Annotated in this window: 13 protein-coding genes and 2 pseudogenes; 2 read left to right on the forward strand and 13 right to left on the reverse strand. The window is 28.3% G+C overall.

The window, feature by feature from the left end; translation table 4 throughout:
- The first annotated feature begins 208 nt into the window (after positions 1–208).
- Positions 209–358 (forward strand): hypothetical protein, encoded by a 150-nt coding sequence (locus MAGTDC_RS04975; protein WP_192573190.1) that lies wholly within the window; start codon positions 209–211, stop codon positions 356–358.
- 218 nt (positions 359–576) lie between these two features.
- On the opposite strand, the gene MAGTDC_RS04980 is transcribed toward MAGTDC_RS04975, so the two are convergent.
- From MAGTDC_RS04980 to MAGTDC_RS05685, 13 genes and pseudogenes are all read right to left on the reverse strand, one after another.
- Positions 577–732 carry a bL17 family ribosomal protein gene (locus tag MAGTDC_RS04980; RefSeq protein ID WP_192573191.1) on the reverse strand — a complete coding sequence of 52 codons (156 nt, stop codon included), beginning with the start codon at positions 730–732 and terminating at the stop codon, positions 577–579.
- Positions 733–907: 175 nt separating this feature from the next.
- A complete protein-coding gene (locus MAGTDC_RS03305) occupies positions 908–1,516 on the reverse strand; it encodes an RNA polymerase alpha/RpoL/Rpb11 family protein (RefSeq protein ID WP_192573192.1) in 609 nt (202 codons plus the stop codon).
- Between the two features lie 820 nt (positions 1,517–2,336).
- Positions 2,337–2,501 carry a hypothetical protein gene (locus tag MAGTDC_RS04985; protein ID WP_192573193.1) on the reverse strand — a complete coding sequence of 55 codons (165 nt, stop codon included), beginning with the start codon at positions 2,499–2,501 and terminating at the stop codon, positions 2,337–2,339.
- Positions 2,502–2,621: 120 nt separating this feature from the next.
- The gene (locus MAGTDC_RS03310; RefSeq protein ID WP_146657036.1) at positions 2,622–2,810 is read right to left on the reverse strand and encodes a hypothetical protein; all 189 of its coding nucleotides are present in this window, start codon (positions 2,808–2,810) and stop codon (positions 2,622–2,624) included.
- A 2,113-nt stretch (positions 2,811–4,923) separates the two neighbouring features.
- On the reverse strand, positions 4,924–5,079 hold the full coding sequence (locus MAGTDC_RS06020) for a hypothetical protein (RefSeq protein ID WP_146657056.1): 156 nt from the start codon (positions 5,077–5,079) through the stop codon (positions 4,924–4,926).
- A 32-nt stretch (positions 5,080–5,111) separates the two neighbouring features.
- Entirely contained in the window at positions 5,112–5,279 is a 168-nt protein-coding gene (locus MAGTDC_RS04990; RefSeq protein WP_192573195.1) for a hypothetical protein, read from the reverse strand.
- A 241-nt stretch (positions 5,280–5,520) separates the two neighbouring features.
- Complete coding sequence (locus tag MAGTDC_RS06025; RefSeq protein WP_146657057.1) at positions 5,521–5,781, reverse strand: uL14 family ribosomal protein; 261 nt, start codon at positions 5,779–5,781, stop codon at positions 5,521–5,523.
- Positions 5,782–6,623: 842 nt separating this feature from the next.
- Positions 6,624–6,953, reverse strand: coding sequence for a hypothetical protein (locus MAGTDC_RS03330; RefSeq protein ID WP_146657037.1), 330 nt, complete (start codon positions 6,951–6,953; stop codon positions 6,624–6,626).
- A 330-nt stretch (positions 6,954–7,283) separates the two neighbouring features.
- Complete coding sequence (locus MAGTDC_RS04995) at positions 7,284–7,460, reverse strand: hypothetical protein (RefSeq protein WP_192573199.1); 177 nt, start codon at positions 7,458–7,460, stop codon at positions 7,284–7,286.
- Positions 7,461–7,747: 287 nt separating this feature from the next.
- Positions 7,748–8,014 (reverse strand): annotated as a pseudogene (locus MAGTDC_RS06030) (hypothetical protein); the annotation flags it as partial.
- A 544-nt stretch (positions 8,015–8,558) separates the two neighbouring features.
- Positions 8,559–9,041, reverse strand: a complete 483-nt coding sequence (gene rplD / locus MAGTDC_RS03345; RefSeq protein ID WP_192572898.1) for a 50S ribosomal protein L4 — start codon at positions 9,039–9,041, stop codon at positions 8,559–8,561.
- A gap of 176 nt (positions 9,042–9,217) precedes the next feature.
- Positions 9,218–9,386, reverse strand: a pseudogene (gene rplC, locus MAGTDC_RS06035) (50S ribosomal protein L3); the annotation flags it as partial.
- Positions 9,387–9,522: 136 nt separating this feature from the next.
- Positions 9,523–9,654, reverse strand: a complete 132-nt coding sequence (locus tag MAGTDC_RS05685) for a hypothetical protein (protein ID WP_278046975.1) — start codon at positions 9,652–9,654, stop codon at positions 9,523–9,525.
- 2,052 nt (positions 9,655–11,706) lie between these two features.
- Between MAGTDC_RS05685 and MAGTDC_RS05690 the strand changes: the two genes are divergently transcribed.
- Positions 11,707–11,841, forward strand: coding sequence for a hypothetical protein (locus tag MAGTDC_RS05690; protein WP_278046976.1), 135 nt, complete (start codon positions 11,707–11,709; stop codon positions 11,839–11,841).
- The last annotated feature ends 1,905 nt before the right edge of the window (positions 11,842–13,746 follow it).

The raw sequence follows: 13,746 nt of genomic DNA on the forward strand, positions 1-13,746 counted from the left end.
AGGAAACAACGTAGTTGTGAGTATAATTGATCATCATTTTGATGTGGATTAAAACAACCAGATGGTGTATGTTGTTTTTGTTTAATTGAAGGAATTATATGTTTAAAGGTTTGATCTAACAGATGGTTTAACTTGATTTTGTTGTGTTATCGTTGGATAAAGTAATAATTGATGTTACCTGTTATGATGTAGATTTAATAATAAAGAGATGGAAGATGATTGGAGTATGTTTAAAAACGAAGTAGGGACTGGATGTTGGTTCTTTTTTATATGGAGAAACATATACACTATGGGGATCGGATATAACGATTGAGGTTACATGGTAATTGGAAACATTGGAATAAAACATATAAGTTAATGGGTTAGTGTTTGGAGGATATAATTGTTGATGTTATGTTTGAAATGTTATTATGTAGGTCTGATTGGGTTGTAATGGCATGGTGATTGTTGATTTGGGTGTTGTTAGTCATATAAAACAATGTCATTAATCGTTTATAATTTTCATTTGATATTAAACAACATCCACAGAACAAATGAACATGGTAAGATTGGCATAGCTGATGGTAATGCATTTAACTAATGGTTTGATGGTATTAAAATTGATGTAACCGCACCATCACCATCTCTTCTTCACAACCTTATCAGTTTGGTGTAACCGCCATTGTTTATTTTAGAGAATAAATATCCTATTAACACAGCGAATCTTTGACCGCATTTCAACTTAGATCTCAATAACCTGATGGTTTCTTGTGGTTTATCTGTCTTGATGTTTTTGATTCTATTTAATATCCTTTCAATGTTAGTTTTAACAGCTTTTAATCTTTCTGAGTAGAAACCAACCTACCTGTCATGATAAAACATCTTATTAAGTTTATAACTTCATGTTTTGATAATCTTACCATTAACTTTAACTTATTTTTAACAAGTCTCTAATACTATCAAAGTTTTTATTCAAATTTAAACAACATCCGAAGACTACTTCGACAACATCTACTGATCCGTTGGTTTCAATAATTAATTCAGCTTCTTCTTGTGAATATACATTGAATTCATATTTGATTATCTTAAATGATACTTGTTTAATTGGATTAAAATCAACATCTAAGGCCAAACACCCATGTAGACATAAATTATATCTACCTTGGACTTCTGAAGCTGACAAGTATCCTTTACTGCAAGCAACAACAAGTTCACATCTAAATCTGATTCCAATTCCTAAATTACATATATAGTGATTACGATTAAATATTAATACTCCATCAGGAAGATAAATGTCACTTGCAAGAACCTTACCCTTCTTAGAAGTATTTATTACTGTTCTAAATACATTTCTTCCATCTTGACACATGAATTCTAGTCGCTTGACATTGTTAACAACCTCAATAACATCTTCCTTTATTCCATTTATCTTATCAACCTCATTATATACACCATCAATATTAATTCCAATTACCACATATCCTACAACATCAGACATTAATACTCTCCTTAATGTGTTTCCTATGGTTTGAACCAAGTTCTTATCATTTAGTATTATACCTACCTTAAACTTATTATATCTACAAGATATTAATTTAATTTGTTGTAACATTAACAACGTCCAAACCCTCTAAGGTTTACAATTCGTTATAATGGTTTTATTAATAAAATATCTATAGAAGTTATGATTTAAGATCAGGGTTGTAGTACTTATAACACAACATCTTGATTCGATTCAGTGCTTCTGTTTCTATTTGAAATGTTACAGTGTTTATTACTATTATCATTTTGTTGTTTTTCTATCAGTATCGTATCTATTAGTTACTTAAATAATAAAATGGTAAACAATTTCCACTTTCCTTTAAATCTTCATATTCATTTATAAACACCACAATACCACATCACCTCTTCTATAAGAACAACTGTACACTACCCTTGATGTTGTTAACTTTGTATGTAATACTTCTATTTAATTCTTTATTAAACGTATCAAACTTATTATAATCTCATGTATTTTAGACATGACCGTTTGTTGCTGTTTGTTACCTTTTATAACCAACAAATAAACCTTATGTCTATATCTCTTTTTTTAAGTAGTTAATATATCCAAGTTATCTACATTAGATAGAATTTTATACTTCAAGATGGTTAATTAATATGATGGATGTTTTCTATGACATGTAATGACCTATGGTCCTGTTTAACTTAAACAACGTTCATGCCAAGATTCATTGGACTAACAGATAGTAAGATTTAACATGGAATAACAAAGTATGGTCCATCAAGAGTCACATTAGGTGTGTAGTAACAACGAAGATATTTCTTTTTTATAGTATCGGTTATATTTTTTTATCTGATTACCTCAGACGGAATACAACATTTGAGATATTAATCTTACCTCCAAGATTTGTTATTTTAAGTATAGTATTATCAGATGCCAGATCACATTCCAACATCAATCCAGTGACAGTTATCTCACCATCTAATGATTTAACATAACAGAGATCACTTATACCAAACATATCTCTATAAATTTTTAATAGAACACTTACAATTACTTGATAACCTGTTGTTCAACAGGCTTAAACTTATAGCTTTGATAATATGACCACCATTGTTGTTACCTCATTTAAATCCATATTCTAATATCTTTCAGTTAACTGGATGTTGTTTCGTTTATAACTATACCTCTTACCATCTGATCTACATCTCTGACCGTTGGTTCTTCTACCATATGTCTTTCCTTTAGAATAACCATGACCTCATCTTACTTCTTCGTGATCCTCTTCATGAAACCTGAATTCAATGAGTTTAACAACACCATTCTTCATTTAATTAGAAGTTTGAATTTAATTCTCTATAATGTATTAAATGTTACTTTGATAACATTATGTTGGTTTCTTTTATCCAATGATGGAACACTAACATTTATAATCTCTAAACACAACAGAGTCCAACGTTGTAACATTATTCTGCTTTGTTCTTACAATGTTGTGGTCATTTTACATCAACACATCAATATTTGTTTTAATTATATCACATTGGCATTAGAGATAAGTTTCTTGTTCCTTCCGAGAGGAACCTCTAACATATTATTCAAACAAAATGATCAGAATTTTGTAACAACATCCTGTTTCTATCTGTTTGTTTTATTGTTATCCGAAGCCAACACTACTAATAAATATCTCCTAATAACAACCGATACTCAAGATCTATGTTTCTGTTGTCTTCAAACATCCTTGTATATTTCTTTGTTGTTAACTTTACTTATGTTTTCCTATATACTGAGATCTTAAACATCCAAACGATTACCAAACACAATAACATTGATATGGTTTTTTTTTTGGTTTAATCAACAGGGTTAGGAAACATATTCATCAATCAAAACTTTTTTCCAATATACATTCATCTATAACATAAAATCTAATGTGTCGAGTATGTTTACAACATGTACCATCCTTTCTTTAGAGTTATTTGTATACTTTAGATAAAACATCAACGGCTAAACAATACCATGATGTCTCCATGATTAGGTTTCTAGTTGATTTTATTCATCAGATTATAATTTCTATTATTAAGTTTTCTTAACATTGATGGTATTATCGGATCTTGAACGTTTAATTCTATCCTATTACTTTTTAACAACGTTCGATCCAATATTTCTTATCCGTGTAGATTATCACTATTACCATTAACAACATTTATGACCTTTTAATATGGTTAGTTTCTTAACAACCTAATAAGTTATAGACCTATATCCGAACTTATACCTTGAACTCATTATATTTATTAACGATTGGATGTTGGACTGAACGTTGGTTCTGTTTAATTGAAATAAAATTATATAACAGGATCGGAGTTCAAACGTTCACAGACCATTTGAATACTTCGATGTTTTTATGATTTATTCCTTTATAACTATCTATTTAATATGATCTATGTTAATACCTTTAAAATTAATTGTTAACTTTGATAAGTGTATTACTAAATCGTGGTAACAGACCGCAACACAACTTATGTTTAATAAATACACAGTTGTTTAATATCAATACTTCTGAATGATCCAAACATTTGAACGTTTGGAACCATGTAAATGGAGTTTTATTCTTTTATAATGGCATATAGTAGTAGTTTTTTTTGATAAAGTAACAACCACTATTCTTTCTAGTATTAGTTGGATTTAAATTCGTTTAATACCATCACTTTGTTGTTAATAACAGGATACCAACCTGAATGTTTTATCTCCGATGTTTACTACTCCCAATATATCTTTAGATTTAAGATTTCTGATATCTGAATTGTTTTGATTATTCATGTTGTAATTCCTATTATATGGTTAACATCTATTAGTTTATTAGGTGATTGAATGTTGTAATTCCAACACCAATACTATAACTGTACCTATGTTATTTAGATGTCAGTGATGAATTTGATTTTGAATTTAAGGTATAGAGGTTGGAAATCGAACCATTTCTCATTATAGATAATGGATTCTAATATATATTTCCATGTATACTATTAGATTTATCGAGATTATTTCGTTGTTCTTAACAACAACCTTGGATTATCTAGTCGTTTTATTACTTCTTGAAATAATCAGAAGAAAAAATATGAATAATATCCTTGAGATCTATCAACAACGATATATTTACTTCTTATATTAACTGAACTTATTATTCTTGGTAAGTAAATCAATGATTACTGGTAGTAATAGATTCATTTTTTTGTTGCAAGAAACAAAAGGTTACAATGTTGTTGTGTTAGTTTAACATTGTTGATAATATATATCACATTTTGTTTGTTTTGGTTTCTTTTAATGTATTGATCTTAGATGTTAATGAAGTTCGATTTGATTTTCTTTAACAACATTACAACATGAACTTGTGCTAACGCACTGATACAAATAGTGATATTGGATCCTGTTTGGCCAATGTTCTCACATGACTATGTCTCCGAAAACATCGATCGATCTTGTTTTCCAACCGAAATGTTGTAATTCTTATCAGAAGATGATAGATTAAATCCTTTGAAGTTCTTCATTTTATGAGTGGTACTATATGTTAATTTATCCAAGAAAGTATATAGTTTCTTCGAACGTAATGCAACACTTGAATCCGATTACCTGGTGTTTCTTAATCATTAAATCCAGATATTGTTGACTTAACTTTAATTAAAACTGATTTAAATCCAGTAATCAAATGAAGAACGGATGTTCCAATCTTGTTGGAGGTTTCATTGGATTTTGTTGTTAACACATCCAGATAAGATGGTTTTGTTAATCTTAGGTAACATATGTACATTTTAATATAAAAATATGTATTAGATTCAGCTTAGATATATCTATTAAAAACCAACATTTGGTTCGATTAAATAGATTTAAGTTGTTGTTTGGTAACAACGGCCAGTACCTTTAAACAAATGAATACTAAAACAGCCGATAATCTTGACTATACCTTTTTGGTATATGCCTGTTGTGTTTACATGAATTTATTTCTTATTTTTTTTATTATTTATACTAACAACTATCCATGTTTTGTTCTTTTAAATATTAGTTAAACAACATCAATTGATCAATGAAAGTATATTTTGGTTAGTAACCTCCAATTCTCTCAACACAGGTCCAAATATTCTGGTACCTATAGGTTCTAACTTATCACTTAAGATTATTACAGAATTTTCATTAAACTTTATATATCTAAATGTTCTATTAAATGGTTTAATACATCTGATTATCAAAGCATTAACAACACTACCTTGTTTAATTTTAGATCTTGGGTATACAACAATTGCTGAAGCTTTTATTTATTCTCCATATTTAGCTCAACGGTTGTTTGTTGAACTTGTATATTTTAATACATCTAATAAATTTTATTCCAGAATTATCTATAACCTTTACAACAGATCTAGGTAAAACCATTATGCCATACTTACAATAAACCAAGATTTACGTTTAGAGATTAGTGAACGGCTTTTAATTAAAATCTTTGAACCAATTCTAAATCTATTATCCTTATCTGATACTAAGTGTTTTTTTTGTACTTGTTATTATTTTTTATATTTCTTTGATCGTTTTGTTCTTTTAATAACCAATACCATTTTTGTTTCTGTTAATAAGTCCTTAGTAATAGTTTCCACTAACATGTTGATCCCATAATTCTACATCCATGATCTCCATCAATCGTTAAGTTTACAATTAATGGACCTAAGAACAACATTTATAGACCTCCTTTGAAGGAGGATGGATTAACAAATAATATCCTGTTAGGTTTTAGTCTGAAGAACAAAATCCAGAGATTTCTATACCTCTCTTATCTACCTGTTTGTTGGCAGCGGTTTAAATGTATCACTATTGTTAATAAAATATCATGAAACATTTCTTATCAACACCCATATAACCGTTTTCCATGCAGTTAATACTATCAGATCTAACAGATTCAATTTATACTCATGTTATCTTTAATTATTTTGTTTCTGTTCAATGGATTCAACGTTCAATGAGATAACCGGTCTAAAGTTTCAATTCTTTCCTCTGAATTTATCCATATTTGTTGTAACATGTTTATTTTAAATTATTAATATATACTCAGACTTTAATACTACAAACACCATAGCTTATTCGAACATTTACGTTGACATAGGATATATTAGTAGAGAACATTTGCAATAACATCTTTTTTATATGTTATAACTGTTTGAACAACATCTGTTCTGTTTATTCTTCCAGAATATCTTACTTTCAATTCAGCTATGTTGGTTCCAACTAACGATTTAGATATTTGTTTTACATTTACCATTATTATTATGTTATTTGTTTCATTTATCAACCTGTTGGCTATAACTAACGGATGGTAAGTAGGATTATCTGTTTGTTTAACAATGACTTTAATATTCGATCAAAATAACTTCTTTAAATCATAAACGTTTAAATCTTTTACATGAATGTTTTGTTGTTTGTAGAAAAGATGTGGTATCATCGGTTCCTAGAATTATTCTATAGAAATATTTTTCCTGTTTCATACTAACCCTTATCAAATCCATGGTTCTTATAACAATTTACCAAACATGTTTTCAGTTTAATAACTTAAATATCCGGAATAATCATTTAGACATGAAGAATACCGAATCTTTTCAATTAGATGTTAATAACAACCGATATACCTATAAGGATTAGTTTTTTTACTAATTATATTAACATTAACACTAACATTGGTTCCTACACTCTTGATCTTTAATATTCTACTCTTTGAACCATATCTAAGTTTGGTTTTTTATATGTCTTCTACCGATATTAAATCTATTAAGTATTATGAATCTAAAGTTCAAAACCTCCAAACCCCACATCATTGTGTATATGTTTTAAGAAATTGATTAACAACACAGCTATTCTTCTTTCTTATTAACCATCCCAACTTATTAATAACAACACATATATCACCTCTCAATATATGTTTTAGTTCATTGGAGTTTCTTTGGATTGTCATTGATGTTGTTAAACAGGTAGGTAATACTAACCACTATGTATACATGTTGTTTTTTAATAGAGAATTCATCTAATTTATGTCCAACCGTGGAGGTTGTAATTTTAATTTTATTAATCATCATTCCATTAATGTACTTCAAACGTTCCATCAATTGATTCTGGAATTTATATACTTATTTCTGTTTCAGGTTTTGATATTAACTTAACAATACCATCATCTTTAAGATCCTGTTCGAAACAAACGTTGGTTTCCACAGTTGATCTTGACATTAATTACTACATCAACCTTTAGATAAGGTGTTTTGATGCTTGGTTGTTGGTTTCTCTTTTCGATAACCATATCTCAAGGTGAAACGGGATGTCTTTCTTCACTAGTTTTTCTTCACTTCCATCCATAGGATGATCAATAGAATTCATTGTTATTCTACTTACGTTTGATTTCTTTTCAAGCCAACATGATCTTTTAATCTTACTAATCGTTTTTATTAAATGGTTCTTGGTTGATATTATTCTAATAGTTACAGTATATTTTCTATTTAATAATCTTCTTATATCTGAATTAAGTTTTTAATTAATACTTTATCTTGGATTTTGTTAAATCTTAACAACAACAACCTGTTGGTCTTGATAAATTTCTACCTTATTCAGAATAAAATTCCATACAACTAATCTTGAGTACCAAGAAGCAGATCATCTAAGCTCAATGCTGATTTCCAACCTCCATCCGTTGCTTATACCACAATTATGTTTTTTTGTTTGATCTGATCGTTTTGGTTTTTTTTAAATCATCTACAGCAACAATATACTTTAAAGATTTCAGTTCTGTTTTTAACAACAACAATGTTGGTACTCCTGTTAGGAGTTATGTTCTATTTTTAATAACTAACAACCTCCTATTGGTAAATTTTTGTAATCGATTATTCGAAATATTCTCTTACATCTCTCACTTCTATGTTCTTACAGTAATCTTCCAGTGTTGTTCTTATCTGATGATTCACATATATCTTTCTTGTTTAATGGTTTGATAGGTCTGTCTTTATTTATTTCGGAACATTTAATAGTTGTATTAAGTTTTGTTCTGCTGGTGATGTTGGGTTAATTAGTTTGTAATCAGTTGTCATCTCGATTCTAAAGTGTTACAGAGTTTGTTCATTGCTAAATCTGTGAATAATAGCTGTTTTGTTTTGATTAACGAAGAAATATCTAACTTCGATCAATGTATACAACAAAATCCGATCTTTGTGGCATAAATAATTTGTTTATCTTCATCAGAAGTGTGTATCAATAATCCCGATACAACCAAATTCCTAACATTAGTTAATCTATTTATCAATAACAATTTACCATCTTTAACTTTCTCAACCAATACACTCCTAATAGCAATATCCCTATATCGTTTGTTGGTTTTAGATCTTTTTATTTTTTTGATAGCACTGTATTTATATCCTCCTTTAAATTGTGATACTGATTTAGTTGAATGTCTTGCAACGCCCATGCCCTTTTGCTTGTATAATTTTTTGTTACTATATTCTGAATCTGATCTTATTTTAATATATGAAACATATCAACGTCGTTTATCCAACTCTCATCTTACAACGTTGGAAACAATATCGATCCTAGAATAAAACAGTTATATTTTTGTTTGTTGCAGATATAAGATGTTGTTTTTTTTCTCGGTAACAGATCCATAAACTATAATTCAACATGTAAATTTATTAATAACCACTATCTTGACTAATTTTAAACTAATATAAACGTTTCCCATTCTACCAGCCATTTTCTTTCCTTTTCAGACCCTGCCAGGGTCTTGTCTTGAACCAATTACTCCCAACGATCTATGGGTTAAAGATACACCATGTGATGCACTTAGTCCCAAAAAACCATAACGTTTGATCACACCTGTAAATTCTCTACCTTTTGTTTTTCCTCTGATGTTTATAGTTGAATTTGTGTTTAAGTCTTTAATATCCAAATACTGAACCAAATTCGTTTGGAGTTATAATAAAACACGGAACATAAATTATTTTTTTTTAACATCAATATCTTTGAAGGTTTTTTAACAACTATCTCTCATTATATCCTAATTTAATAAAATTTAGACTACTTGATACAACGACACATGCCAAGATATCCAACATTGTTGCCGCATTACCATTAATTGATATCATTTTAGACTTTACAGATACTAATTTCATTTAAGAGTTAATATAATTCTTCGATGTACCTTTGGTTGTTTGATTCCAATATAAATACCTTGATGGTATTGAGATCTTAATCAGTTTAGAAAATATGTTCATTGAAGTCAGCTGTTATTGTCAGCATTTTGGAGTTATGTTTTTTTATCTCATAATCGATCTCTACTCCTTTTTTTATCTATGTATTAGAGTAGTGTTGATTGTAAATTCCTTGTTTTTTTGTTGAAAGACTTACAGATTCCTGTTACTTTTATATTAGTTTTAATTCTCAATATACGATGATGATGTTGGTAAGTTGAATGATTTAGATCTTATATTAAACACTAAATCTATCTTATGAGTCTTGTAATTACTTCAGCATTAACGGTTTATCTCTTTATCTAACAACAAAACTCAATCCTTCTTCCAATAACTACAGGATATAATTAATTCAATTGATATTGTTGTACTATCTCTGGACATTATTATTTCAATACCTTTAATCAAGATGAATTGTTCACAGTTACATCTGTAGTTCTGTAAGTAAAACTTGAGGTTTATACTTGTTTAATATTGGGTTATGTCTACCATTCTTCTTTCTTTAATGTATAAATTTCAGTTTAAGCATACAGAGTATGAACATAAAGATTTAGGTTATATAAAACCTTATCTCTATTTAATAATATTTTATCGATATCTAGAAACAAAATTCCAACGTTGTAACCATGTTTCTCTCCTTGAATCAAGTCTTTTTTTAAAAACATCTCGTTGTCAACACATGTTGTTTTATATCGGTTGTTTGATGTCAATTGTTTCTACATCATCTCCTATTTTAATTAATTCCCGTTCTATTCGTCCTGTTGTAACAGTTTCTCTTCATGGAATTTAAAACACATCTTCAATTGGTATTAGAAATGGTTTATCTCTTTCATGTTTTGGTGTTGGTATATGTTTATCAATTGTTTTAATTAATAGTTTTTTTATTTAATCACATCATTCGTCTTTTGTTTTTAACAAAGTCATCAACACTGATCCTCTAACAATTGGTGTTTTTCCATAATTAATTACAAGAAGAAAATAATTCTCTAAGTTCTAATTCGATAAGTTCTATTGAATCTAAGTCATCTATTAAATCGATCTTATTAAAGAAAACAACACTTATAGGTTTACCTATATTGGTTTGTTAACAATATCCGTTCTCCTGTTTGAGGTATTGGTTCATCTGTATGCTGAACAAACGAAAATGGTTCCATTCATTTGAACCGTTCCTGTTGTTACATTTTATGTAATAAGGATAACCTAAACAACCAACATGAACATAATGTCTTGTTTTAGGATTCATATCCAACATTCTGTGGTTGATATAGTTATTCTTATCGAGGTTTTTCTTCATGGAGATAAGATCCTGTTTCCTCGTATGGTTTGTAATTTCCAAAGAGTTTAGTAATCACCAAAGTTAACGTTGTTTTGCCATGAATCAATAGGACCATATTGTTCCGATGGTTATGTTTGGTTCATTTCAACTGAATGTTAGGTTTAACCAAGTTATATCAGTATATTTAATAATCAATATATCGTTAACCAAGATGTGTTATGTCTGTGTTGTTTCGATGTTAATTCAGTTAAATGTTGATGTAGATGTTCGGTTTCTATTATGTTTAGATCAGTTTATCTTATAACTTTTATTATCTGATAATGGTTACATTATGTTAACACCAAACAAAATTATGATTACTAACACATCTATATCTTGTTGCTTGGTTGTTTTAAATTATTATTAATACATCATGAATTGTAAACATGGATTTGTACACAACACTGATGTGTTTCGTTGTCACAGAACGGATTAATCACTGCTAATCTGTCATCTGGTTGGATTTAATTTCTTGTACATGGTTGTTATTACCTTTAATAATTACTTAATGTTTTTTTTAAAATTGATTAAACATGTATACTTTTAAGTTAGATTAGGGATTACAGTTTTGTTGTTTTTTTGTTGGAACAGATTATTTGAACCATTTATCGAACCATTGATGATCTACCGAACCATTGATAATCTTCAAGAACCACTAGATGTCTTCGAAACAGATACTACAACGTTGTGATCAGGTTATTAGTATCTTAATATGTTTGGCATTTAACATCGGCTATTACTGTCTAAGCTTTACATCTCTTTTAAAATATTTAAGACCATTGAACCAACATTAATTGTAATCTCCAATCCATTGATCTTAATTTTTTCTAATATGTTAACAAGTTAGTGTTGGGTTTCTTTTGTTTTCTTAATTTATGATCGGAACAACGTGGATAGAACCAGATTAATACATGACTCTACAAAATGTATAACGGAGTTAAATGTGTACAGATCTTAATAACTGAATTATGGAGTGTGTATAATCGGACGTTGTTTGATTTCAGAACTTTAAACAAGGTACAATTATAATTAGTTATTTCAATGATGTTTTAAAGAGATTATTTAATACCAAATGAGAATAAATTTTCTGTCATCGATCAACCGCAACGTCCAAACACCCTGTTGGGTATAAATTAAGTACAAATCGATATATTGATTCCTTGTGTTATGGTTTTTTTGTAGACTGAGGTTGTTGTTCATGGATTTTCTGTTTATATAACAACGGTTATTAATAGAATGTTGGTTTTCAATGTGTTTACAAATTGTATGTAATCTTGGATGTGTTTTAACATGGTGATTCTAAAGTAATGAACTTGTTGTTAAGTAATATCTTCATGTGTATTCGTTTTCTTGAATTATAACCTCCATGTTTGTTTAAGTGTTAGAATATCTTACAGAATTTATACTAATCGTTTAAAGAACTCATTGGTTTAATCCACTACTAATGTTTGGTCGTTTGGTTTGTTATAGGTGGAGATGTTAATGTTGATACCGTTAATCATTGGACATGTTATTAGTGTTTAATTGGATCATTTTGGTATGTTAATCGCAACGTACTGATCGTTTGTCGTTAACGGATTATACATTTGTTGTCTATATTTTGTTGTTTAGTTTGATTTTAGATGTTGGTTGTTGTAAATTTTACATTAGATTAACTTAATCGGTTTGTATGTTATTATGGGTTTACCGTTATTTTAATTAATATATTTCTTTTACATAATCTTTCTCCAACTAAATCTAAATAGTATCTATTCTATGGTGGTACATGTTGATTTGAATCCGACTAATACTCTCGTATGTAATTATACTTCAATTTGGTAATAAAAAATTTATGTTAGGTATAAATGATAGTATGGAACAAATAAAATTATAATCTAACGATATAAAAACCAACAAAATGGCCTATTATAAACGTTGAATTTGATTGGATTATATATGTTTGTTTGTAAATGGTATTTATTTTGTTGAAATGTTGATATAAATAGATTATGTTTAGAGATAATATACATAAGATTGGATATTAATATCAAAATATAAGTATCGTTGAAATTAGTATTTAATTTAATATATGTTAATGTTTTAATAAAACTGTTGCTATCCTGTTTAAGATAGGAGTACTTATTTAATAAGATATTATCTATCAAAAATTAAACCAATGTTGTATGAATTAAGTAAATAAATTGTTATTCTAATTGGGATGGTTTAAACAAAAAAAAGATAGGAAATAATTCGTTATTTTATGATGGTATGATATAATTTCTAAGAAAAACAAAGAAAACTGTCAGAATTTTGTTGTTAGATGTTCCAGTTTATAGTATTCTGTGTTTATTTATTCCTAAAGAATTTAAAGTGAATTAAAGTTGTTGGTTATCATTGTCTGATAGAAAAATGTATCAAAAATAACAATCATAAGTATAATTGTAATAGATACATTAATAATTGAAGGTAACACCATCGGATGTTGGTTTGAGATAGAATAAAAACATTTAATTTGATCTGTTTTATTAAAAAGAGACCAACATTGACAAGAATATAATTAACATGACCCAAGGTACCATCTCGATAGATCTAATATCCAAGATATATAAATGCCAATAACAATTATGAATAAAATCTGACATGAAATAAGATATAGATTTAGAATAAATTAATTTAAATAATCTTGTTTGGAATAAATGTGAATTGACAACGGCCACATC

This window comes from Candidatus Hodgkinia cicadicola, assembly GCF_002774925.1.